21 protein-coding genes are annotated in these 22,136 nt (G+C 61.9%); 5 read left to right on the forward strand and 16 right to left on the reverse strand.

All coding sequences use genetic code 11. The features are described 5' to 3' along the window. The 7 genes from ACGK9R_RS07240 to ACGK9R_RS07270 all read right to left on the reverse strand — a co-directional run. Positions 1-1,032, reverse strand: a 1,032-nt coding sequence (locus ACGK9R_RS07240) for a retention module-containing protein (RefSeq protein ID WP_394579764.1), incomplete at its 3' end; no start/stop codon positions are given. Positions 1,033-1,201: 169 nt separating this feature from the next. Beyond that, positions 1,202-1,828, reverse strand: a complete 627-nt coding sequence (locus ACGK9R_RS07245; RefSeq protein WP_394579766.1) for a LuxR C-terminal-related transcriptional regulator — start codon at positions 1,826-1,828, stop codon at positions 1,202-1,204. Further along, positions 1,828-3,255, reverse strand: coding sequence for an HlyD family type I secretion periplasmic adaptor subunit (locus ACGK9R_RS07250; RefSeq protein ID WP_394579768.1), 1,428 nt, complete (start codon positions 3,253-3,255; stop codon positions 1,828-1,830). The genes ACGK9R_RS07245 and ACGK9R_RS07250 overlap by 1 nt, the downstream gene beginning before the upstream one ends. After that, positions 3,255-5,429: a type I secretion system permease/ATPase gene (locus ACGK9R_RS07255; RefSeq protein ID WP_394579770.1), complete on the reverse strand. Its 2,175-nt coding sequence runs from the start codon at positions 5,427-5,429 to the stop codon at positions 3,255-3,257. The genes ACGK9R_RS07250 and ACGK9R_RS07255 overlap by 1 nt, the downstream gene beginning before the upstream one ends. A 312-nt stretch (positions 5,430-5,741) precedes the next feature. Continuing rightward, entirely contained in the window at positions 5,742-7,289 is a 1,548-nt protein-coding gene (locus ACGK9R_RS07260) for a TolC family outer membrane protein (protein ID WP_394579772.1), read from the reverse strand. Between the two features lie 247 nt (positions 7,290-7,536). Next, entirely contained in the window at positions 7,537-8,412 is an 876-nt protein-coding gene (locus ACGK9R_RS07265; protein ID WP_394579774.1) for a DMT family transporter, read from the reverse strand. Next, complete coding sequence (locus ACGK9R_RS07270; RefSeq protein ID WP_394579775.1) at positions 8,409-8,678, reverse strand: SelT/SelW/SelH family protein; 270 nt, start codon at positions 8,676-8,678, stop codon at positions 8,409-8,411. The genes ACGK9R_RS07265 and ACGK9R_RS07270 overlap by 4 nt, the downstream gene beginning before the upstream one ends. An 81-nt stretch (positions 8,679-8,759) precedes the next feature. Here ACGK9R_RS07270 and ACGK9R_RS07275 point away from each other — a divergent pair, with 81 nt between their 5' ends. The 4 genes from ACGK9R_RS07275 (at position 8,760) to ettA (ending at position 12,857) form a co-directional block, all read left to right on the forward strand. Then, on the forward strand, positions 8,760-10,073 hold the full coding sequence (locus tag ACGK9R_RS07275) for an MFS transporter (protein WP_394579777.1): 1,314 nt from the start codon (positions 8,760-8,762) through the stop codon (positions 10,071-10,073). A gap of 164 nt (positions 10,074-10,237) precedes the next feature. Next, on the forward strand, positions 10,238-10,672 hold the full coding sequence (locus ACGK9R_RS07280) for a PAS domain-containing protein (RefSeq protein WP_394579779.1): 435 nt from the start codon (positions 10,238-10,240) through the stop codon (positions 10,670-10,672). Between the two features lie 163 nt (positions 10,673-10,835). After that, positions 10,836-11,048, forward strand: a complete 213-nt coding sequence (locus tag ACGK9R_RS07285) for a PA3496 family putative envelope integrity protein (protein ID WP_394579781.1) — start codon at positions 10,836-10,838, stop codon at positions 11,046-11,048. A gap of 147 nt (positions 11,049-11,195) precedes the next feature. Next, on the forward strand, positions 11,196-12,857 hold the full coding sequence (gene ettA / locus ACGK9R_RS07290; protein WP_394579783.1) for an energy-dependent translational throttle protein EttA: 1,662 nt from the start codon (positions 11,196-11,198) through the stop codon (positions 12,855-12,857). Between the two features lie 339 nt (positions 12,858-13,196). Here the strand turns inward: ettA and ACGK9R_RS07295 are convergent, their stop codons facing one another. From ACGK9R_RS07295 to phaR, 6 genes are all read right to left on the reverse strand, one after another. Continuing rightward, entirely contained in the window at positions 13,197-13,841 is a 645-nt protein-coding gene (locus ACGK9R_RS07295; RefSeq protein ID WP_394579785.1) for a demethoxyubiquinone hydroxylase family protein, read from the reverse strand. A gap of 29 nt (positions 13,842-13,870) precedes the next feature. Beyond that, positions 13,871-14,212 carry a histidine triad nucleotide-binding protein gene (locus tag ACGK9R_RS07300; RefSeq protein WP_394579787.1) on the reverse strand — a complete coding sequence of 114 codons (342 nt, stop codon included), beginning with the start codon at positions 14,210-14,212 and terminating at the stop codon, positions 13,871-13,873. Between the two features lie 57 nt (positions 14,213-14,269). After that, a complete protein-coding gene (locus tag ACGK9R_RS07305) occupies positions 14,270-15,142 on the reverse strand; it encodes a phosphoribulokinase (RefSeq protein WP_394579789.1) in 873 nt (290 codons plus the stop codon). A 2-nt stretch (positions 15,143-15,144) separates the two neighbouring features. Next, positions 15,145-15,582 carry an acyl-CoA thioesterase gene (locus tag ACGK9R_RS07310; protein WP_394579791.1) on the reverse strand — a complete coding sequence of 146 codons (438 nt, stop codon included), beginning with the start codon at positions 15,580-15,582 and terminating at the stop codon, positions 15,145-15,147. A 21-nt stretch (positions 15,583-15,603) separates the two neighbouring features. Then, the gene (purD, locus tag ACGK9R_RS07315) at positions 15,604-16,896 is read right to left on the reverse strand and encodes a phosphoribosylamine--glycine ligase (protein ID WP_394579792.1); all 1,293 of its coding nucleotides are present in this window, start codon (positions 16,894-16,896) and stop codon (positions 15,604-15,606) included. A 64-nt stretch (positions 16,897-16,960) separates the two neighbouring features. After that, a complete protein-coding gene (gene phaR, locus ACGK9R_RS07320) occupies positions 16,961-17,422 on the reverse strand; it encodes a polyhydroxyalkanoate synthesis repressor PhaR (protein ID WP_394579794.1) in 462 nt (153 codons plus the stop codon). 131 nt (positions 17,423-17,553) lie between these two features. On the opposite strand from phaR, the gene ACGK9R_RS07325 reads away from it, so the two are divergent. Continuing rightward, a complete protein-coding gene (locus tag ACGK9R_RS07325) occupies positions 17,554-18,267 on the forward strand; it encodes a 16S rRNA (uracil(1498)-N(3))-methyltransferase (RefSeq protein WP_394579796.1) in 714 nt (237 codons plus the stop codon). Between the two features lie 8 nt (positions 18,268-18,275). Here ACGK9R_RS07325 and ACGK9R_RS07330 read toward each other — a convergent pair whose 3' ends face one another. The 3 genes from ACGK9R_RS07330 to ACGK9R_RS07340 all read right to left on the reverse strand — a co-directional run bounded on the left by ACGK9R_RS07330 (position 18,276) and on the right by ACGK9R_RS07340 (position 21,844). Beyond that, positions 18,276-18,836: an ATP-dependent zinc protease gene (locus ACGK9R_RS07330; RefSeq protein ID WP_394579798.1), complete on the reverse strand. Its 561-nt coding sequence runs from the start codon at positions 18,834-18,836 to the stop codon at positions 18,276-18,278. 56 nt (positions 18,837-18,892) lie between these two features. Next, positions 18,893-20,128, reverse strand: a complete 1,236-nt coding sequence (locus tag ACGK9R_RS07335; RefSeq protein ID WP_394580549.1) for a lytic murein transglycosylase — start codon at positions 20,126-20,128, stop codon at positions 18,893-18,895. Positions 20,129-20,242: 114 nt separating this feature from the next. Next, entirely contained in the window at positions 20,243-21,844 is a 1,602-nt protein-coding gene (locus tag ACGK9R_RS07340; protein ID WP_394579800.1) for a DASH family cryptochrome, read from the reverse strand. Positions 21,845-22,136: the final 292 nt, after the last annotated feature.

The raw sequence follows: 22,136 nt of genomic DNA on the forward strand, positions 1-22,136 counted from the left end.
AGAGTCCGAATCGCTGTCTGAATCCGAGTCGCTGTCAGAGTCCGAGTCGCTATCGGAATCCGAGTCACTGTCGGAGTCCGAATCGCTATCAGAGTCGGAGTCGCTGTCAGAGTCGGAATCGCTGTCCGAGTCAGAGTCACTGTCGGAATCAGAGTCGCTATCGGAATCGGAATCACTGTCCGAGTCCGAATCCGCGTCGGCATCTGCATCTGCATCTGCATCGGCGTCTGCATCCGCGTCGGCATCGGCATCCGCGTCCGCATCGGCATCAGCGTCCGCATCCGCGTCGGCGTCTGCATCTGCATCTGCATCCGCATCGGCATCCGCGTCGGCGTCGGCGTCGGCGTCGGCGTCGGCATCAGCATCTGCATCGGCATCCGCGTCGGCGTCGGCGTCGGCGTCGGCATCAGCATCTGCATCGGCGTCGGCATCCGCATCCGCGTCAGCATCCGCGTCCGCGTCCGCATCGGCATCGGCATCGCTATCCCCGTCTTCGCCAGGGATCAGCGGCGTGTCCGTACCGGGGGGTGTTTCATCGGCGCCGGCGGGCGAGTCGCCGGGCGGGTTCAGCGTGAAGAGAACCGGGGGAGCCCCGCCGGTGACGCCGGCGGTGGTAAAGCTCAGGGGATCGACTTCTTCAGAGATACGTGCAACGCGTACGAAGCTGTGGCCGTCGCCACCGCCGCCGGCGGCGCCACCGGCGGCCGTCGGATCGAGAAGGTCAAGAAGATCGATATCGGGGTCTTCGAGCGCGGCGAGCAGGGCTTCGATGTCGTCATCGAGCACGCTTGCCTCGCTTGAAGAGACCACGGCCTCGTTATCGAGATCGGGGGTCAGCTCGATGGCCTGGCCCCCTTCGACCACGTTGGCACCCGCGCCATCGCCAAAATCGAGCGCGACACTCGCCCCGTCCGAGGTAATGAGCGTTTCGCCTTCGATGAGCGTATCACCCACCTTGACTTCGTGGCGGTTGCCTTTTCCATCCGTTACCCAGGCGTCCCCGGTAATCGCAATAACGGTTGCTGTGGTCATGCGGTCGATCCCCAATGAGCAGTAGTGGCCGCCAGCTCGCGTTGCGCGAAGGAAAGGAGCGGCTTATAGCGTAATAGTAAGGAGCCTGGCGAGTTCTCTCTATTGTACCGAAGGACAGTAACGCAATGTAACGAGCGTGTGACACTCGAGTGCGGTACTGCCATTCGGTTCAGGAGGCGCGGCGCGGTGTATCGGATGAAAGCTTCAGAATGAGCTGTAACCGGTCGCGTACGTCGAGCTTTCTAAAAATCGCACTCAGGTGAGCTTTCACGGTGCGCTCGGTGATCGACAGTTCTCGCGCAACCTCCTTGTTGGAGGCACCTCGGGCCACGGCCACGGCTACCCCGCGCTCACGTTCGGTCAGCCCGGCTAGATACTCCTGCTTTAACTTTCCGTCACCGCCGGAACGCTGTTGTAGCGCCTGGACCGAGCCACTCAGCACCCTGGCGAGCAGCGACTGCCCCACCCAGATGCCGTAATGAGTAACCACTACGGCCACCTGTTTGAGCACTTCAGGAGCTGATAGCGTGTGGGTATAGCCCCGGGCGCCCAGATCCAGCGCCAACAGCGCCTCGCGATCATCGGGGGCATAGCTGAGCACGACCACCGCAGCGCCCTGGCGGCTGATCGTGCCGACATGGGTGCGCCAGGTGTCGACGGTCGTGGGAATCCACACCACGTCCTCTGCGCCCAGGTTTTCCAGGGGTTGCTCGGGCGTCAACGCGACCGCCTCGGGCAAGGCATCCTGCCAGCGCGCCTTGAGTTGGCCATCGGTGGTTAAAAAGTGATGTCTCATTAGCGCTCTCCCATTGAGTCACGCCAGGCTCGCAAAACGGGTTTCAGCAAAAACTGCATGACCGTACGTTTACCCGTAACGATGTCGACCTGCGCGGTCATCCCGGGGATGACCTGCATCTGGTTGCCGACATCCTGATTTTCCAGACTGCGCACGCGCACCAGATAGAACGTATTGCCATCGTCATCGGTGATCGTGTCGGCGCTGATATGTTCGAGTTCGGCCTGCAGGCCGCCGTAAATGGCGTAGTCGTAGGCGGTCAGCTTGATGGTGGACGCCTGCCCCGGGTGCAAGAAGGCGATATCCTGGGGCGCGATTCGCGCCTCGACCAGAAGCTGCCCGTCGCTTGGAATGATTTCGACTACTTCCTGGCCGGGCTGCGCCACCCCGCCAATGGTATTGATATGAATACGCTGGATCACACCGTCTACCGGCGAGCGGATTTCCGTCAGGCGCACCCGGTCCTGCAGCCCGGTACCGGATTGCTGAAGCGCATTCAGGTCGCCCACCGCCTGGGCAAGATTGCCTCGCCATTCGCTGCGCCGCTCGGCGCTTTGCTCGCGTAGCTGAGTCTGCGCCTCTTCGACGGCAGCCTGCAGGCGCGAAACCGATGCATCGGCCTGGCTGCGCTCACCGGTAGCGCGAGAAACCTCCCGTTGAAGGCGCAGGACTTCTACTTCCGAAACGGCGCCGGAGGATAACAGCGGGCGCGTCAGGTTCAATTCCTGACTGGCCATGCTGGCTTCGCGAGCGGCGGTGTCGCGCCGGGCCTGGGCTTCCCTGAGCTCTTCCTGACGCTGGCGCACGCGATCTTCGAGCACGTTCTCCTGTTCACGCAGCTCTTCGATACTGCTCTCGTAGGCTTCGCGCTCCTGCATGACGATGTTCGGCACCTCCTGGCGAAGCTCTTCGTCGGGGTTGAAATCGGTGCCGGTGGCCAGCGCCCGAAGCCGCTCGGCGCGGGCTTCCAGGGCGTAGCGTTGAGCGCGGTTCTCGCGGAAATCGGAAACGAAGCGCGTCGGGTCGATCTGCATCAACACCTCGCCCTTGCTCACGATCTCCCCTTCACGCACGTTGATCTCTTCGACCACCCCGCCGTCGAAGGACTGAATACGCTGAAGATGGCTGGCTGGAATCACCCGCCCCGCGCCGCGCGTTACCTCGTCGATCGGGGCAAAATAGGCCCACACCAAAACGGCGATGAACGCCAGCAGCGTCACGTATAAAAAGAGCCGGGCGCGAATGGGCTCCTGCTGCATACGCGCCCAGTCGGTGTCGCTTGCCCAGTCGCGGTTGAGATGCGCCGAGGTCACCCGGCGCGCGAACAGCCGGTCCATGAACGGGCGAAACGGTTTCTGCCCTTTCTCGGAGAAGCGGCCGATTGCCTCGAAACCTTTCTGCTCGGTGGTTGAGGAGTTCTTCGCCATTACGAGGCCCTCCCGATCTGGCCGTTACGCAGCGCTTCGACCACGCTATCCCGCGGGCCGTCGGCCACCACCTTGCCCGCATCCATGACGATGATGCGATCGACCAGCGACAAAAGCGAGGTGCGGTGAGTAACCACCAGCACGGTTTTACCCTGAGAAACGCGGGTCAGGTTCGCCTTGAAGGCCTCTTCGCTGGCGTTATCCATGGCGCTGGTCGGCTCGTCGAGCAGCAGCACCGGCGGATCCTGCACCAGCGCGCGGGCGATAGCGACCGCCTGTTTCTGGCCGCCGGAAAGCGCCTGGCCGCGCTCGCCCACCTGGAGATCCACACCCTTGGGATGATGGTTGACCAGTGACTCGAGCCCGGCGATCTTGATCGCGCGTAAAAGCGCGTGATCGTCGACGTGATCGCTACCGCCACCGGCCACGATATTGTCGCGCAGCGAGCCGGCGAACAGGCTGACGTCCTGGGGCACGTAGCCGATATGGCGGCGCAGCTGGAGCGGATCGAGCTGGCGAATATCCACGCCGTCGAGCATCACCGACCCTGCGCCGGGCTGATAGAACCCGAGCAGTAGCTTGTTGAGCGAGGACTTGCCGCAGCCCACCCGGCCCAGCAGCGCTACCTTTTCACCCTCCTTGATCGTGAGCGAAATATCGCGCAGCGCGTCGCGCTCCTCGCCCGGGTAGCGAAGCGTCACTTTCTCGAGCTCCAGCCGCCCGGTCACGCTGGGCTTTTCGACGTAGGCCTTGCCTTCGTGGCGCTCCTCCTTTTTCTCCATGACCTTATTGAGCGAGTCGAGCGCCGTGGAGGATTGGTGATACTGCGCCAGAAGCGCCGCGGCCTGGCTGATCGGCGCCATCGCGCGTGACGAAAGCATGTAGCAGGCGACCAGGCCGCCCTGGGTCAGGTTGCCCTGGATGATCTGATAGACCCCGATGATCACCACGCAGACCGCCACGGTACTCTGGGTCCACATCGCCACGCTCGACACCGACGAGCTGACCATCTTGAGCTGCGCGCCGGTACGCGACAGATAAGCGGTAGCCTTCTCCCAATGGCGCTGAATGCGGCTCTCCGCGCGAAGCGCCTTGACGTTCTCGAGCTGGGAAACCGACTCGACCAGCAGCGCGTTGCGCTGCGCACCGACCTCCCAGGTGGTCTGGGAAAGCTCGTGCAGCTTGCCCTGGGCGGCGAGCGCATAGAGCAGCACGAACACGATGCCTACCAGTACTGGTAACACCACCCACGGGTTGATCAGCGCGATGATGCCCGCAAACATCAGCACGAACGGCAGATCGACGATGCCGATGATGGTGGCCGAGCCGATAAACGCCCGCACCGACTCGAAGGACTGCAGTGTCGAGGTGAACGAGCCTGTGGACGCTGGGCGCTCCTCGAGACGCATGCCCAGCACCTTCGCCATGATCGACGAAGAGAGCTTCACATCCGCCCGGCTAGCGGCCAGATCGACGAAGCTGCTTCGCATCAACCGCAGCGCCAGATCGAAACAGAGAACGATGAACACGCCCGTGGCCATGACCCAGAGCGTTTCGGTCGCCTGATTGGGCACCACCCGGTCATAGACGTTGAGAATGAACAGCGGCATGGCGAGTGCAAAAATATTGATCGCGATCGAGCCGCTGATGATGTCGCGGTAAAGCCGGCGATTTTCCCGAATGACGCCCCAGAACCAGTGGCGGTCGCGCTTTTTCTTGACCCCGGGTTCGCTATTGCTGTCTGCCTGAAAGCGTGGGCGAACGTAGATCGCCTCGCCGCTATAACCGGCGTTGAGCTCATCGAGCGCCACTTCGACGGCGGCCTCGGAAAGCTCGGGGAAAATGACCTGGGCTTTTTGCTGTTTGTGGTCCAGCGCGACCAGCACGCAGGCGCGCCCCGGCTCGAGCAATAAAAGCGCGGGAAAAAGCGCGGGGTTGAGCCCGGCAAGCGGGCTTTTGACGATACGTGCGGTCAAGCCAGCGCGGTGCGCCGCGCGGCCGAACACTGAAGGTGTCAGGTTACCGTTTTCAAGCGGAAGCCCGGCCTTGAGCGCTTCCGAGGAGACCTCGTGCTGATGATAAGATGCGACCGCTTTCAAACACGCCAGCAGCTCGTCGTCGGAACGTTCGCGAGACGCGGTACTGGTAGAGACGACCTGTTTGTCCTGAGCCACTAAAACCTGATCTCCTGTTCGTCGATTTGCCACCACACCCGAATGCCGTTGGGTAACGAGCCTTCCTACCGGCAGTCAAAAAACGCGGGGGGTGGCGCTCGCCTGATCTGACCACTTGCAGCATATTTAATGCTATCGGCTGTACGACAATAAGCTTAATACAGCGGTGTAAAAGACGTATTTGGACGTATGAACATAACGAAAGAGGGCTATACGAACAGCCCCTTTTGGCTATGTTCACGCGGGTACCTGGCGAGAGCGCTCAGCGCACGGGCAGGCACTTGCATGAAGTACCTGCCCGGCTCTTCGCACTCAGTAAGCGGGATTGATGGGAGCGTCGGTCGAGTCAGGCGCGTAGGCCGGATTGGTCGACACTGGCGCAGGCGCCGCCGCGGGAATGCCACGGGTGAAGTCCTCGAGGGTGAAGCCCTGCGGGCCATCGATGGCGCAGGTTTCCGCCGAGCTAAGCGTCGCGCCGTCGTAGCCGAGCTCGGAAAGGCTCGGAATATCGTCACGCGTGACGTTGAGCGCTTGCATCAACTGCCCCATGGACGCCAGCGTACGCGCCTGAGCAAGCGTCAGGTCGAACTCGGCGTTGGCGTAGGCGCGGCTGGCTTCGAAGTACTCGTTCTCACTGTCGAGCACGTCGAGCAGCGTACGCTGGCCGATATCGAACTGCTGCTGGTAGGCACCACGAACGCGGTCGATGGACTGGCGGTGCTCGTTAAGGTAGCTGAGCTGCTCGCGGATACGCTGGGTGTCGTTGTAGGCGATCTGGGTGGTCTGGCGCACGTTGGTACAGGCTAGCTCGCGCTGACTCTGGGCCTGCTCGATGCGCGAGGCGGCGGCCTCGAAACTCGCCAGGTCCGAACCACCCCGGTAGAGATTCATGCTCGCCACCAGCTGAATGCTGTGCTCGTCACTACGCCCAACGACTGCACTGTCCTGGTTGTTGGTACCGGTGCGGCCCTGAATGTCCAAACGCGGCATCAAGGCAGCGCGCGCGCCTTCGCGCTCGGCACGCGCCACGGCGATGTTCTCGATCGCCGCCTGGAAATCCGGGTTGCCCTCGAAGGCCATGCGCACGGCCTGAGCCACATCGGCAGGCAAGCTGGGCGCAAGCGACGGCGCCGGGCTCATGTTCTGCGCCGGCAGTTGACCCACGATACGCTGATAGCGCGCGGTAACGTCGTGAAGGTTCGACGCTTCGGTCATCAGGTTGGATTCGGCCAGCGCCAAACGGCCGCTGATCTGCTCGAGATCCACCCCGCGCCCGGCGCCGGAGAGCGTGCGCTCCTCGATCTGACCAAAAACGCGCTGGTGCTGGGCATAGTTGTCCTGGGCCAGGCGCACCATCTCACGGTAGCGAAGCACGTCGAGGTAGGTACGAAACGCTTCCAACGCGACCTCTTCGCTCGCACCCAGAAGCTGGAAGTAGGCAATCAGGCGGGTACGGTCGAGACGTTCAACTTCGCTGCGGGTGGCAAAACCGTCGAACACCATTTGCGTGAGGGTGAGCTCGGCGAAATCGCTGTTGTAGCTTCCGCGGCCATCGTTCTGGCGATCCTCGATACCGACGCCGGCACGAACGTCGACGCTGGGCAGGTAGCCACCGCGCGCGGCGCGCACGTCACTACCGGAGGCGTTGAAGCTCGCCCAGGCGGCGTTGACTTCCGGATTGGTAATGATGGTTTGCTGAATGGCGCTGGGTAGATCCGTGGAGCCCGGCGCGTATAGCGTTGAGGGTAGCGACTGCGCCAAAGCGGAAAGCGGTAGGCAAGCAAGTGTCGTCAGCGTGAGTGGACGCATCGCCCGCGCACTGAAGAACTGCTTGAAGGTGTTTGCAGCGTTGTCTTTCATATCCATGAATCCCCAATGAGCGTTCCACTCGAACGTTTGAACCGCGACACCCCTTGTCGCTTGACCTTGAACCTGCCTACTCGTGAATGACTCTAGCAGCGGCCCTACTGTCAAGAACCAATTACGTCACCTGGATTAGTTACGTCACTCTCAATTAATTTAATTAAACAAGAGCAAGTAACAAGGCATGAAAACAAAAGTCACAAAAATTTACAATAAAGCGCTACGAAAATCCTCTAGCCCCTTTTCATGCTTTATTGTGACGAATCAACTGCTGGCAACCCAAACCGATTAAAATCAATGCCAACCCGATAAATGTGGACATCATCAACGGCTCACCCACGACCACGTGCAGCAATAAAAGCGAGACAGGCGGCGACAGAAAAATCAGATTGGTCACTTTGGCCGTGCGCGATACGCGGTGAACCGCCAGCTGCCAGAAAATGAACGCGATGCCCATTTCGAACAGCCCGACATAAACTCCGGCGCCCAGCGCCGCCGGGCCGTGCCATGTAAACCCCGGCCCTAAAAGTAGTAGTACTGTCAGTATTGGCAAGCCCACGGAGAAATTCTGCCACTGCCCGACCAGCGGCTCACGCGCATCGCGCGTATTCAAAAGCCAGTAAAGCGCCCAGATCAGCGTCGAGGCGAGCGCCAGCGCTACCCCGAGCGGGTCCTCGAAGTTAACGTTCAGCACCTGCCCTCGGGTCGCGATCACCCACACCCCGGCATAGGCCACGCACCCGGCTGCCAGATCCTTGAGCGCCAGCCGCTGACCGAGAATCGGCACGGCAAGCAGCGCCATGGTCAGCCCCCAGGTGTAGTTGAGCGCCATTGCCTCCTGGCCTGGCAAGCGATCATAAGCGGCGAACAGTACGAGATAGTAAGCCACCGGATTCATCAGCCCCGCCCAGGCCGCGGTTTTCCATCCGCTCAGCGCTTGAGTCAACAACCCGCGCTTGACCACCAGCGCGCCCATCAGCGCCCAGGAGACCAGCGCCGCGATCCACATGAGCTCGAGCGGGGTCATGAACGCGAGCGCCACCTTGAATGCCGTCGCCACCGTCGACCATAGCGCGACTGCCGCAAGGCCGAAGGCGATCGCCTGTCTATCCTGGTTCATCGGTCGATATGCCCCAGATCCCGCGCCGGATCGATCCGGTCGCGCACGAGGCGCTTGAGCTCCTTGCTATCGGGAAAGCCGCCGTCGCGCTTGCGCTCCCAGATCAGCTCGTCGTCGCAGTAAATTTCGAACGTGCCGCCGTGGGAAGGCGAAAGCGCCACCTCGTCGAGCTGCTCGCCAAACGTCGAAAGAAGCTCCTGAGCATACCAGGCACTGCGAAGAAGCCACTGGCACTGCGTGCAGTAGCGAATCTGGATACGCGACATCGGGTTCACTCCAAATGCTTTATCATGAAGGGATTACCCGGCATTCTGTCACCTTGAATACACCACTGCCAAGGAACCGAGATGGCCGACTCGCCCATTTCACAGACCCGTTTGTTCGAACGATTGACCGGCGATGACGATAGCCGAATGTGCCAGGACATTCCGGAAAAGGCGTGTCAGGAACAGCCGCGTAACTTCTTTTTGCATCTGTTCGCCGCTCTCGGCAACAAGCTCGCCGACGAGCTCTCGAGCGCCCGGCTGGTGCTGCCCTGGCTCATGGGGATCATCGGCGCACCGATCTGGATGGTGGGTTTTCTGGTACCGATTCGCGAAGCCGGCGCCCTGCTGCCACAGATATTCGTTGCTGGCTTTATCCGCCCCTTGCCCCGGCGCAAATGGGTCTGGATCGCTGGCGCCCTCTTGCAGGCGCTTTGCGCGGCGGCGCTTGCGCTATTGGCAGTGTCGGGCAGCGGCTCGCTGGGGGGCGCGCTGGTACTCGCCGCGCTAATAGGTCTTTCGCTGGCGCGCGGCGTATCGTCGATCGCTACCAAGGATGTGATGGGCAAGACCATCGCCAAACGCCGCCGCGGCACGCTGATGGGCTACAGCGGCAGTATCGCCGGCGGTGCCACCCTGGCCGCAGGCGCGGTGCTGGTCCTGCTGGGCGATAGCCCCGGCGAGTGGGCGCTGGCCACGCTTTTAGGGGTCGCAGCGCTGGGCTGGGGGCTCAACGCCTTTTGCGTGGCGCGCATTCACGAGGAGCCCGGCGCCGTGGAAGGCGGGGAAAACGCCTGGAAGAGCATCAAATATGGTGTTTCGCTGCTCAAGAATGACCGCGCGTTCCTGCACTTCAACGTCGCGCGGGCGCTGCTGCTCTCGAGCGCCCTGGCACTTCCCTACCTGGCGCTGCTGGGCCAGGAGCAGAGCGGCTCGGACCTGGGCAACCTGGGACTGATGGTCGTGGTATCGGGGCTGGCGGCGATGGTAGCAAGCCCTGTTTGGGGAAAGCTCGCCGACCAATCAAGCCGCCGCGTCATGTGCTACGCCGCCACCGGCACCACGCTTGGCTGCCTGTTGGGGGCGAGCCTTGTATGGCTGCCCGGCACCTGGTCGCAAAGCGTGGTGCCCTACGCGCTCGTTTATGCGCTGCTGGTGATCATTCACCACGGCGTTCGCCTGGGTCGAAAAACCTACCTGGTCGATATTGCCACCCAGGATGACCGCGCGCTTTACGTGGCGCTTTCCAATACCCTGACCGGCATCTTGATGCTCGTGGTCGGCGGTATCGTCGGCGCGCTCTCGCACTGGCTGGGGAGCGCGGGGCTTCTGCTTCTACTGTCATTTACCGCGTTTTGCGCCATACTCAGCGCCTACCGTCTTCCGGAAGTCGAATAAGTGCCACGCGCCGGCGCTGCCAATCATCCCCGAATCACTCGGGATATTTGCCAGCGCCGGTGCGGCTGCCTATGTTTAGGCTGGCTTTGGTGTTTGGTACCGCTGTTTTCCGCGCTGACTCACAGCGTTTTCAGCAAAGAGCGATAAGCAATAGGAACCCTTTTATGAAACGATCCCCCCTGATCAACCCCGAACTTCTCGAACGTATCGTTGACGCGTCGGATGACGGTATTGTTGTTTCCGAACAGGAAGGTGACGAGAACATCCTCATTTACGTCAATAAAGGGTTTGAGCGCTTGACCGGCTACACCGCCGACGAAATTCTTTATCGCGACTGTCGTTTTCTGCAAAACGACGACCGCGACCAGCAGGCACTCGACAATATCCGTGAAGCGTTGAGAAGCGGCCGCCCCTGCCGCGAGATACTGCGCAACTATCATAAGGACGGCACCATGTTCTGGAACGAGCTTTCCATTACCCCGGTGTTCGATGAAAGCGACAACCTCATGTACTGCGTCGGCGTACAAAAGGATGTGACCGAGCGTGTCGAAGCGCAAATGGCGCTTTCCGATCTGCAAAAAAAGCACGAAAGCGCCTGATCGCCTTTCCACTTCGCCGTTCGTTAACGTCATTTAAAGCTTGAACTTCGACCCAAGCGGCGCTATATAGCGCCTAAGCGCGAACATCGCGCTGGGCGCTTAGCCGAATGAGGCGCTAAGCCGTTATCACGCCGGTGCGCCGGCTTGGGTTGGAGGGCCTTCCATGAGCCGTGACCCCCTGAATCGCGATGCCTTTTCCGCCACCGCCCTGGATGCCGACGAGTTCGAGAACCTGGACGCGGTCAACGACGACGCCTACGCCAAACCAAAAGCCAGCAAGGCCGATACCCTTCGCGCTCGCCGCCAGGTCGAAGCGTGGCTCGAGGAGCGCAGCCTCAAGCGCGCTATCGAGGACGACTGGGAAGAAGAGGAGTAAGGCGCCAGGTTTGGGCCGACGGTGCGCAGCGCGCTTTACCCCCTACTCGCTGGCGCAAGGCGCCCGCTTTCTGGCCTTTGAAAGCGCTTGCCACTATCATCTAGGCCCACGTCAGTTCTGACTTCACACTCAACCTAACGGATTTCCATGGCGCAATACGTATTCACCATGAACCGGGTTGGCAAGGTCGTGCCGCCCAAAAAGCAAATTCTCAAGGATATCTCGCTGTCGTTCTTTCCCGGCGCCAAGATTGGCGTATTGGGTCTTAACGGCGCGGGTAAATCCACGCTGCTGCGCATCATGGCCGGTGTCGATACGGAGTTTGAAGGTGAAGCTCGCCCGATGCCCGGCATCAACGTGGGGTACCTGCCCCAGGAGCCGCAGCTCGACGACGAGAAAAACGTTCGCGAAACCGTTGAAGAGGCACTGGGCGAGCTGAAAGCCGCTCAGGAGAAGCTCGACGCGGTCTACGCCGCCTACGCCGAGCCGGATGCGGATTTCGACGCCCTGGCCAGCGAACAGGCGCGCCTTGAGAACATCATCGAGGCCGCCGACGCTCACAACATCGAGCGCAAGCTCGAAGTCGCCGCCGAGGCGCTGCGCCTGCCGCCCTGGGACGCTTTAGTCGGCCACCTTTCCGGCGGTGAGCGCCGCCGCGTGGCGCTGTGCCGTCTGCTGCTCTCGAACCCGGACATGCTGCTGCTCGACGAGCCGACCAACCACCTGGATGCTGAATCCGTGGCCTGGCTCGAGCGTTTCCTGCACGACTACAGCGGCACCGTGGTCGCAATCACCCACGACCGCTACTTCCTCGACAACGTGGCCGGCTGGATTCTGGAGCTCGACCGCGGCCACGGCATTCCCTTCGAAGGCAACTACTCTCAGTGGCTCGAACAGAAAGAGCAGCGCCTGACCCAAGAAGCCAAGCAGGAAGCCTCGCGCCAGAAAGCGATCAAGCAGGAGCTCGAGTGGGTGCGCAGCAACTCCAAGGGCCGCCAGGCCAAGAGCAAGGCGCGCCTCAACCGCTTCGAGGAGATGCAGTCCGGCGACTTCCAAAAACGCAACGAAACCAACGAGATCTACATTCCGCCCGGCCCGCGCCTGGGTGACAAGGTCATCGAGTTTCACAATGTCACCAAGCGTTTCGACGACAAGCTGCTCTACCAGGATCTCTCCTTCAGCGTGCCGCCGGGTGCGATCATCGGCATCGTCGGCGGTAACGGCGCCGGTAAGTCGACGCTATTCAAGCTGATCGCAGGCCAGGAGCAGCCCGACGAAGGCGAGGTGGTGCTCGGCGATACCGTCGATATCGCCTACGTCGAACAGCTGCGCGACGCCCTCGACGACAAGCAGACCGTGTGGGAAGCGGTGTCCGACGGTCAGGACATCCTCAACATCAACGGTTACGAAGTCTCGTCGCGCGCCTACGTGGGCCGCTTCAACTTCAAGGGCAACGACCAGCAAAAGCGCCTCGACGAGCTATCCGGCGGTGAGCGCGGTCGCCTGCAGCTGGCCCAGACGCTCAAGCAGGGCGCCAACGTGCTGCTGCTCGACGAACCCTCGAACGACCTGGATATCGAGACCCTGCGCGCGCTCGAAGAGGCGCTGCTCGCCTTCCCGGGCTGCGCGATCGTGATCTCCCACGACCGCTGGTTCCTCGACCGGATCGCCACGCACATTCTCGCTTTCGAGGGCGACTCGGAAGTGGTGTTCTTCGACGGCAACTACACCGACTACGAAGAGGATCACAAAAAGCGCGTGGGAAGCGACACGCCCAAGCGCATGAAGTACAAGCGTATCGACGCCTGATCGGTAATCGCTTACGCAAAAAAGCCCCTTTCGAGGGGCTTTTTTGTATCCGCACCTGGCAGTGCGTTGCCAGGCATCCTGCCCACCCTTTGTGGACGGCGCATTCGCCGGCCTGCCTCCTTCAAGCCCTGGCCGGTGGCTAACGCATGGTTAATAACGCGCCTACGTATAGCGTAATGCCGTTCAGTTAAGGTATGTACGTACCAGGAGAGGCCATAAAGCTCAAGTGGGAGGCCGCTTCAGCGGGCGAATGGCGCCTTCAGGTGCCTTGGCCTGGCCACCCGTCGCGAGCTGAAGCTCCCACCCGCAATCCCAACCAAGCCCAACTGAACGGCATTACTACGTATAGCGCGCCTTTTTCAGCGACGCCGCGCCGAGCGCGCCCATGCCCCACTTGATCGGCGCGGGAAAGCGCATGCCGCCCGCCTCTAGCGCCAGTTGGGCGTGATGGCTGTTGTCGGAAACGACCTGGCGAATCAGCGTACGCGAGCGCTGATCATCAACGGGAAGATACGCCATCTGCTCGTTGGCCTGACGCCCGAGAAGCTCCTTGGTCGCTGCCACCACGCCCAGCCCGAAGCGGTCGTTGATCAGCCCGGTGACCATGCCAAGCCCTACTCCGGCACCGTAATAGACCGGGGTAAAATAGCTGGTGCGGCTTTCGAGCTGGGCCAGGCGTTGCTGGCACCAGGCCAGGTGATCGGTGGCCTCGCGCTGGGAGTGGTCAATCTGCTGGCGGGCGCGGGGCAGCATGACCAGCCCCACCTGACCCTGGCAAAGCCCCTGAACACCGGCGGTGGCCAGATGCAGCACGCGCAGGGTGCTGGCCGCGTGGCGGCGTTCGAGCTCATCGAGGTCGGCCTCCGCCATGCGGGCAGAAGGATTGACCCGCTGCGCGCCCCGGGTGTTGGGAATCAGCGTGCGCAGGGCGCTATCGATATGCGAAATGAAACGGTCTGATCGGCTCAGGTGACGTTCGCGCATCGGCGACTCCTCGTTTGATGCAAGGTGGCTCAACCCGCGGGCCAGGTGAATTGGCGCCCACCCATCAAGTGCATGTGGATATGATAGACCGTTTGCCCGCCCATGCCGTTACAGTTCATGACCACCCGGTAGCCCTCTTCGGCGAAACCCTGCTCGCGCGCCAGGTGCGCGGCGGTGTACTGAAGCCGCCCGACCACGGCCAGCTGCTCCGAGGTGATGTCGTTGAGCGTCGCGATATGCTGCTTGGGAATGATCAGCTGATGAACCGGCGCCTTGGGGTCGATATCGTTGAAGGCCAGCACGTATTCGTCCTCGTAAACGATATCGGCGGGTATTTCGCGGTTAATGATCTTGCAAAAAAGACACTCCATGGCCGGCTCCTTTGGGTTCATGGTCGGGCAACGTAAATGAGACGCTCCTCGCTCAAACTAGCGAAAGCGCCGCTGGGCGAGCAAGTGGCGAAGCAAAGGGGCAAGAATCAGCTCCATGGCGAGCGCGAGCCTGGCACCGGGCACCACCAGGGTGTGCGGGCGCGTCATGAAGGCATCCTTGATCATCGCCAGAAGCCAGGGGAAATCCACCGTGGACGGGTCGCGAAAGCGAATCACCACGAAGGACTCCGCATCGGTCGGAATATCCTGCACTTCGAAAGGGTTCGAGGTATCCACCGTGGGCACGCGCTGAAAGTTGATATGCGTGCGCGAGAACTGCGGCTGAATGTAGTGCACGTAGTCGTCCATGCGCCCGAGAATGGTATCGATCACCGCCTCCTGGGAGTAGCCTCGCAGCTTGGTGTCGCGGTCGATCTTCTGGATCCACTCGAGGTTCATGGTCGGCGCCACGCCGATCAACAGATCCGCATGGCGGGCGATGTCGTACTCCGCGGTGACGAGCGCCCCGTGCAAACCCTCGTAAAAGAGCAGATCGGTACCGCAGGGCAAGGGCTGCCACTCGGTGAAGGTACCCACCCGGTAGCCCGCCTCGATCTTCTGCTTGTCCTCGGCGTGAATATAGTGCCGAAAGGTGCCCGAGCCGTGCTCGCCGTATTCGGCGAACAGCCCCTCCAACCGGTCGAGCAAATTGGCCTCGACGGCGAAGTGCGAAAGCTCGTTCTTACGCTCGGGCTCTTCGCGCAGGATGCGCTGCAGATCTTCGCGGGTATAGCGGTGGAAAGCGTCGCCATCAACCATCGCCGCGTGGACGTCCTCGCGCAGGAACATACGCTCGAAGCTTCGCCTGACCGTGGTCGTGCCCGCCCCGGAAGAGCCGGTTACCGCAATGATGGGGTATTCACGCGACATGGCTATGCACCCCGAGCGGCGTCGAGCGCTCGCGCAAGCGCCATCGGCACGGCCACGGGCTTGCCCACCGCCGTGTCGATCAGGAGCATCGTCACCCGCGCCGTTGCCACGGGCTCGCGCTGCTGGTTCAGGATACGGTGGAACACTACCAGCGCCTTGCCCTCGGGGGCGGGTATTGCTGTTTCGATCGTAAGCGTATCGGGAAAGCGCGCCTCGCGCTGGAATATCAGGCTTAGATCCGCCACTACGCTTGGGTAGCCGTCAATGTCCCACTCCGGTAAGCCGAGCGCTGCGAAGGCCTGAGCCCGCGCCTCCGCCATGAGCGTTACTACGGCGTCATGGGCCAAGTGGCGGCCGTAGTTCATGTCCGTGATACGCACCGACAAGGGGTGGCGATGGACGATCATCGCCTCGGGAAACTCCAGCGTTACGCGCTCCATACTCGCCTCCCGGCCAGCTCGTTAAAGTGACTGCTCGCGCGCAATGGCCCGGTGGGCAATATCACGGCGATACTCTGCATCGCTAAAGCGTATCTTATCCACGCCGCGATACGCCTGGGCCTGGGCCTCTTGCACGCTCTCCCCCAGCGCGGTCACGCACAGCACGCGCCCGCCGGCGGTCACGGTATCACCCGCCTCACTGTGCGCGGTGCCGGCATGAAATACCTTGCAGCGCTGCTGTTCGGCGGCGTCGAGTCCTTCGATGGCGTCGCCCTTCCGGTAGCTGCCCGGGTAGCCGCCGGCAGCCATGACCACGCCCACCGCGGCGCGGCTATCCCACTCGCAGACCTTTCCTGCCAGCTCACCGCGGGCGCCGGCCAGGCACAGCTCGGCGAAGTCCGAGGTCAGGCGCAGCATGATCGGCTGGGTTTCCGGATCGCCGAAACGGCAGTTGTACTCGATCACTTTCGGGTTGCCGGCCGCGTCGATCATCAGCCCGGCGTAGAGAAAACCGCTGTAAGGCGTGCCTTCATCGCGCATGCCGCGTACCGTGGGCAGAATCACCTGCTCCATGACCTTTGCGTCTACCTGCGGCGTGACCACCGGCGCCGGTGAGTAGGCGCCCATACCGCCGGTATTGGGGCCGGTGTCGCCATCGAACGCGCGCTTGTGATCCTGGCTGGTGGCCATCGGTACCACGTTCTCGCCATCGACCATGACGATGAAGCTCGCCTCTTCGCCGTCGAGGAACTCTTCGATCACCACGCGGGCACCGGCGTCGCCAAAGGTATTGGCCTCGAGCATATCGCGAATCGCGTTTCGCGCTTCTTCTTCGCTCATTGCCACGATCACGCCCTTGCCCGCGGCCAGGCCGTCGGCCTTGATGACGATGGGCGCGCCCACCTCGTCAAGATAGGCGAGCGCTTCGTCGACCCGGGTGAAGGTTTGATAGGCAGCGGTGGGAATCTGGTGGCGGGCCAGAAAATCCTTGGTGAAGGATTTAGAGCCCTCGAGCTGGGCGGCGGCCTGGCTCGGCCCGAAGATCGCAAGCCCCGCGCTCTGGAAACGGTCGACCACGCCCAGCACCAGCGGCGCTTCCGGACCGACCACGGTCAAGCCGACGTGCTCGCGCTGGGCAAACGCCACCAGCGCGTCGATGTCGGTGGCCTCGATGGCCACGTTCTCGAGCCCGGGTTCGGCCGCGGTACCGGCATTACCCGGGGCGACGAACACCTTCTCCACCCGGCTCGACTGCGCAAGCTTCCACGCCAGAGCGTGCTCGCGCCCGCCGCCACCTATCATCAAAACGTTCATGTCGTTCCTTTTCAAACCGATGCGTATCCGGGCGCATTATGCCACAGCAACGCGCCAGAGGGGCTCACGAGCGCGGGGTGTCGTCATCGTCTTTGGGCGGGTTGGGCTTGTTGAGCGCGCGTTGCCAGAATCGCATGTTCTCTTCGGCCAGCTCGCGCATCAGCTCCATGGGCGAGTGCTTGAGCGCCTGCTGCCACTGATTCTGCATGCGCTTTTGCTGTTGCAGCATCAGCTGGGTGCCCTGCTCCAGGTAGCGCGCCAGCGGCAAGGGTGACGACATGTCGTACACGCGGATCAACTGCGCCAGAAGGTCGTTGGAGAACACCTCGGCATCGCTGTCGGCCTGCTCCTGCTCGATGATGATCGACAGCAGGATCGTGCGCGTCAGATCCTCGCCGCTCTTGGCATCCTCGACGCGAAAGGGCTCTTCGTCGATAATCAGACGCCGCAAATCTTCCAGCGTCACGTAGCGGCTCTGCTGGGTATCGTACAGCCGCCGGTTGGCATATTTGCGAATCACGCGCACAGCGCATCTCCTTGAACACGATAAAGGCTTGGGTCGCCGTTGCGGATATTGTGCCTGCACCGCGCGCGCATGCAAGCCGCGTTGAACAATGCCCGTTAGAGCGCCGTTTTCGTCATCACCTTGCGAGCCCCATGAACCTGATACTTCTTGCCCCCGACGAGCTCGGCACCGACCGCCGCGCTACCCTCACCGATGCCCGGCGCCTGGAACACTTGGCGCGGGTTCACCGCGCAGCGCCCGGCGACACCTTCACCCTGGGCGTACTCGGCGGCGGCGTCGGCCGGGCCACGCTGCTCGCGCTCGACGAGCACAGCGCAGTATTCGAAACCGATGAGCTAAGCGCCCCACCGCCGCCGCCGCTGCCGGTGCACCTGGTGCTGGCGCTGCCGCGCCCGCGCATGCTGGCGCGTACGCTGGAACACATCACCGCCCTGGGCGTGAAAGAGCTAACGCTTTTGCACACCAAACGCGTTGAAAAGAGCTACTGGCAGTCGCCGGAGCTCAATGCCGACAAGATTCGCCAGCACTTCATACTCGGTCTCGAGCAAACCCGAGATACGATCCTGCCGGAGATCACGCTGTGCAAGGGGTTCAGGCCCTTTATGCAAGAACAGCTACCGGCGCTTCTGGCCAACCGCCGCGGGATCGTTGCCCACCCGGGCATGCCCAACGCCTGCCCGCGCGATGTGGCCGAGCCCACGCTTTTACTGGTCGGGCCGGAAGGCGGGTTCATTGACTGGGAGGTCGAACAACTGCTGGAGGCGGGCTGCGAGGGCATTCATTTGGGCCCTCGCATTTTGCGGGTCGAAACCGCGGTCACGGCGCTTCTGTCGAAGCTTTTTTAACGGCGGGTTTACTCCTGATCGTCTTCAGGGTCGAAGGCGACGTACTCGGCATCCTCGCCGCACTCCGGGCTCTGCAGGAAGGTGTTTTCCACGTCGAGCAGCCCCAGGTGGCTGATGGTGCGCCGACCCAGCAGCATCGGATAGATCATCTCCTCGCGGTCGCGCAGGCTGAACTGCTCCTCGTAGATGGTGTCGCCCATGCAGACATCGAGCAGTACGACCGGGCGCTCGTCGCTGCCGCCGGCGCCACGTACGGTCTGCTCGCGATGCAGCGGGCGCTCGATCTCGTCGCTGAAGGTATCACCGCTCTGCTGATCCTCGAGCTGCAGGCGAAAGCGCACCCACTCTTCGCCATCCTTATCAAAAAGCTCAATATCGCGCGCATCGAGCGACGAGGTCAGCGCCCCGCTGTCGAGCTTCGCCTTCACCGTGATGTCCCAGTGATCGATCACGGCGTTCTCGACCCAACCGTACACCTTGCGCTCCTCTTCGGCCAAAGCGGCGGTACTGGCGAGTAGTGCGCCGGAAAGCGCCAGCCATCCAGCTGTATTAGAAAACGTCTTGCGCATTGATATTCATCCTTGAGTAAAAAGTCTTGGCGAAACGAGCCGCCTCGAAAAAAGCGCTAACGAAGGCGCTCGAGCAGCGACTGAGTGGCGAAGCCGTCCGGCGTGAGCCCCTGGTCGCGCTGAAAGGCGCGCAGTCCGCTCTGGGTGTTGGGCCCCATGATGCCATCCGGCGTGCCGACCGCGTAGCCGCGGGCGTTGAGCCGCTGCTGAAGCGTTCTGACATCGTCTCGGGTCAAAGGTGCCTCGCTTCGCGGCCAGGCGTTTTGCACGCCGTCGCGTCCGGCGATGGCATCGCTGAGCGTACCGACCGCCAGAGCGTAGCTGGTGGCGTTGTTGTAGCGCAGAATCGAGCGGAAGTTGGGGCCGACCAGAAAGGCCGGCCCCTGGGCGCCGGCGGGAACGATGATTGCTGCGCTATCGAATTGCGGAAGCTCACCGCTCACCGCGCGCACGCCCTGGCTTGCCCACTCGCGGGTCGAGCGGCGCTCGGTCTGGGCGTAGTCGAAGCCGCCGGGTAGCGTGACCTCGCGCCCCCAGGGTTCGCCGGCGCGCCAATTCGCCTTCGCCAGATAGTTGGCGGTGGACGCCATCACGTCGGGAATGCTGCCCCAGATGTCGCGGCGCCCGTTACCGTCGCCGTCGACCGCGTAGGCTTCGAAACTCGAGGGAATGAACTGGGTATGCCCCATGGCGCCCGCCCAGGAGCCCTTCATCTGATCGGCGGAAATGTCGCCTTCGTCGATGATTCGCAGCGCCGCCAGCAGCTCACCCCGGGCGAAATCGCGGCGCCGGCCATCGTAGGCGAGCGTGGCCAGCGCTTCCAGCGTCGAGAAGTCGCCGAAGTTGCTGCCGTAGTTGCTCTCGATTCCCCATATCGCCACGATGACCTCGGCGGGCACGCCGAAGCGCTGCTCCATTTGCGCGGCGGTTTGACGATGCTCGGCCAGCTTCTCGCGGCCGTTACGCACCCGCGCATCGGACACCGCAGAGTCCAGATACTCCCAAATCGGGCGCACGAACTCCGGCTGATAGCGATCGAGCTCGATCACCCGCTCGCGATAGCGCAGCCCATCCACGGCCTGGGAGAGCGTTGCTTCGCTGATCCCCTGGCTTGCCGCGTAACGGCGAAACTCGCCGAGCCACTGATTGAAGCTCGCCGCCTGAAACTGCTCGGCAGCGCGCGCGTCGACTTCGGACATCAGCTGAAGGTTGGCCTGCGCCGGGCTAACGCACAGCGCCGACCCAAGCGCTACGCCCAGCGTAAGCACTCGGTAATCTGAAAGAGTTTTCATCTTGAAAGACACGTCTCAATCTCCTGGCAATCCCTGGCAGAGATTGATAATGGCTCGAAAAGTCGTTGGATGCCAGCGCCCAAAAAGGCTTGACCCAACGCCCCACTTGCCTTGCTACTCCTCTACTTCCTCGGTCTTTTCGGCACTGGCCTGGCGCTGTAGCTCGACGCTGCTCTGAAGCTGCATGGACGATTGTGGGGAGGGTGCAGGCGGCCTTGACGGTGCCAGCGGGCGCCGGATAGAAGGCGTGGGCTTTTGATGATCAGACATGGCGACATCGACCTTGATCGGATCGCTGGCGCGAAGTGCCTGGGAGGCCGGCTTCTCGATCAGCCAGCGCTCCCACTCGTCGGGTGAGACGCAAGGCTCGCTGAATGCCTCAGGGGCGCTGCGCCAGGGCTGATGACGCTCGACCCCGAACGCAAGCTCCTCGAGTTCCGGCAGCCAGTGGGCGACATAAAGCCCCTTAGGGTCGTACTGTTTGGCCTGTTTCAGGACGTTGAAGTAGCGATCCTTGCGCCCGTCGCGCCCGGTGCCGGCAATATGGCTCCAGTTGCCCCAGTTGTTGGCGGCGTCGTAATCGATCAGGCAGTGCTCGAACCACTGCGCACCGAGACGCCAATCGACGCCCAGATCCCGAACCAGAAAGCTCGCCACGTTCTGGCGTGAACGGCTCGATATCCAGCCGGTATGTTTGAGCTCATGCATGGCGGCGTCGATGAAAGGCACTCCCGTACAGGCGTTGCGCCATAAATCGAACTTCTCGCAGGGTGCTTCCATCTCTTCACTGCCGAAGAGCCTGGCCCCTTCGACCTGGGCATTGCGATGGAAATAGTCGCGCCACAGGAGCTCGAACACGATCCACTGACTCGACTCGTTGCGGCCGTGCGTCTCCTCCCACGCCTTTACCGCTTCATAGACCTGACGGGCCGAAAGGCACCCCTGAGCAAGCCAGGGCGAGAAGCGCGTCGAGAAGGCGGACCCCAAAAGGCCATTGCGTGTCTTCTTGTAAGACTCCGCGCCATTTTGCGCCCAGAGGTATTCGTTCAACCGGTCGAAGGCGGCGGTCTCACCGCCCACAAAATTGAACCCCTGGCGATCGTCGGGCTGCCAGAAAGCGCTCTCGTGACTCACCTGTTTAAGCGGCGGAAATCCACGCGACGCGTTTTCCGGCCAGCCGGGGAGCGTAAAGGGGGCGTCGAGCGCATCGCCGAACGCCCACTGCTTTTCGACCTTATGACGAAAGGCGGTAAAGGTTGCCGGCATGTCCTGGATATCGAAAGGCAGCTCGTCACGATTGAAAAGGTAGCCGCACTCTACACGGTCAAGATGGGTTGGCTCGGGCAGTTCGGTCTCCAGACGCTCGAGCGTATGCGACTCTTCAACCCCGGAATGCTCCATCACGCGAACGCTCTGGGCGTGGTACTGCTCTGCCAGGTGTACAACTATTGAGGCCGGATCACCGATCCGCACTAATAAATCGCTACCGCGCTGTAGCAGCTCGCCGCGTAGCGCCATCAGGCTTTGCCAAAGAAAACGCAGCCGCGCGGAACCCAATCGCGGCGTCTTCTCACCGGGTAGGCCGGGTTCGAGCCAGCGCTGATCGAGCACATAGAGGCATATGAGTTGATCCGGGCGCGACTCGAAGTGCAAAAGCGGGTTGTCAGACACACGCAAGCTATTGTTCAAGAAAACAATATCGGTATTCAATTGCATCAATAACCTCCTGGCGTACCTCGCTTTCCGGGTTTGCTGGGGCGGGATCGATCCCCGCCGGGCACTCCGTTTCAGCGCTGCGTCTGACGCACTACGTATTGAACGCAGCCGTTCGAATTTGCCTCAAGCACGGACTCTTCAAGCCATATCAGGCTTTCAAATCGCGCCCGAACTCGAACGGTTATGGAGCTCGCCCGCGGCAATAGGTAAACATTTCATCTTATACAATACAATTATTGTACATATAACATACCCGGTTTTACCAACCTCTTTTATCTCCAACCACAAAAAA

Source organism: Halomonas sp. HNIBRBA4712, assembly GCF_043558675.1.
In the GTDB taxonomy this organism is placed as follows: domain Bacteria; phylum Pseudomonadota; class Gammaproteobacteria; order Pseudomonadales; family Halomonadaceae; genus Vreelandella.

What these genes read in the sequence shown, in the direction of transcription:
- ACGK9R_RS07310 (WP_394579791.1), bottom strand. Translation starts at nt 15,582, where the DNA reads ATGGAGCGCGTAACGCTGGAGTTTCCCGAGGCGATGATCGTCCATCGC.
- ACGK9R_RS07300 (WP_394579787.1), bottom strand. Translation starts at nt 14,212, where the DNA reads ATGGAGTGTCTTTTTTGCAAGATCATTAACCGCGAAATACCCGCCGAT.
- ACGK9R_RS07260 (WP_394579772.1), bottom strand. Translation starts at nt 7,289, where the DNA reads ATGAAAGACAACGCTGCAAACACCTTCAAGCAGTTCTTCAGTGCGCGG.
- ACGK9R_RS07340 (WP_394579800.1), bottom strand. Translation starts at nt 21,844, where the DNA reads ATGCAATTGAATACCGATATTGTTTTCTTGAACAATAGCTTGCGTGTG.
- ACGK9R_RS07270 (WP_394579775.1), bottom strand. Translation starts at nt 8,678, where the DNA reads ATGTCGCGTATCCAGATTCGCTACTGCACGCAGTGCCAGTGGCTTCTT.
- purD (WP_394579792.1), bottom strand. Translation starts at nt 16,896, where the DNA reads ATGAACGTTTTGATGATAGGTGGCGGCGGGCGCGAGCACGCTCTGGCG.
- ACGK9R_RS07305 (WP_394579789.1), bottom strand. Translation starts at nt 15,142, where the DNA reads ATGTCGCGTGAATACCCCATCATTGCGGTAACCGGCTCTTCCGGGGCG.
- ACGK9R_RS07265 (WP_394579774.1), bottom strand. Translation starts at nt 8,412, where the DNA reads ATGAACCAGGATAGACAGGCGATCGCCTTCGGCCTTGCGGCAGTCGCG.
- ACGK9R_RS07325 (WP_394579796.1), top strand. Translation starts at nt 17,554, where the DNA reads ATGAACCTGATACTTCTTGCCCCCGACGAGCTCGGCACCGACCGCCGC.
- ACGK9R_RS07245 (WP_394579766.1), bottom strand. Translation starts at nt 1,828, where the DNA reads ATGAGACATCACTTTTTAACCACCGATGGCCAACTCAAGGCGCGCTGG.
- ACGK9R_RS07285 (WP_394579781.1), top strand. Translation starts at nt 10,836, where the DNA reads ATGAGCCGTGACCCCCTGAATCGCGATGCCTTTTCCGCCACCGCCCTG.
- ACGK9R_RS07280 (WP_394579779.1), top strand. Translation starts at nt 10,238, where the DNA reads ATGAAACGATCCCCCCTGATCAACCCCGAACTTCTCGAACGTATCGTT.
- ACGK9R_RS07295 (WP_394579785.1), bottom strand. Translation starts at nt 13,841, where the DNA reads ATGCGCGAACGTCACCTGAGCCGATCAGACCGTTTCATTTCGCATATC.
- ACGK9R_RS07335 (WP_394580549.1), bottom strand. Translation starts at nt 20,128, where the DNA reads ATGAAAACTCTTTCAGATTACCGAGTGCTTACGCTGGGCGTAGCGCTT.
- ACGK9R_RS07275 (WP_394579777.1), top strand. Translation starts at nt 8,760, where the DNA reads ATGGCCGACTCGCCCATTTCACAGACCCGTTTGTTCGAACGATTGACC.
- ACGK9R_RS07250 (WP_394579768.1), bottom strand. Translation starts at nt 3,255, where the DNA reads ATGGCGAAGAACTCCTCAACCACCGAGCAGAAAGGTTTCGAGGCAATC.
- ACGK9R_RS07330 (WP_394579798.1), bottom strand. Translation starts at nt 18,836, where the DNA reads ATGCGCAAGACGTTTTCTAATACAGCTGGATGGCTGGCGCTTTCCGGC.
- ettA (WP_394579783.1), top strand. Translation starts at nt 11,196, where the DNA reads ATGGCGCAATACGTATTCACCATGAACCGGGTTGGCAAGGTCGTGCCG.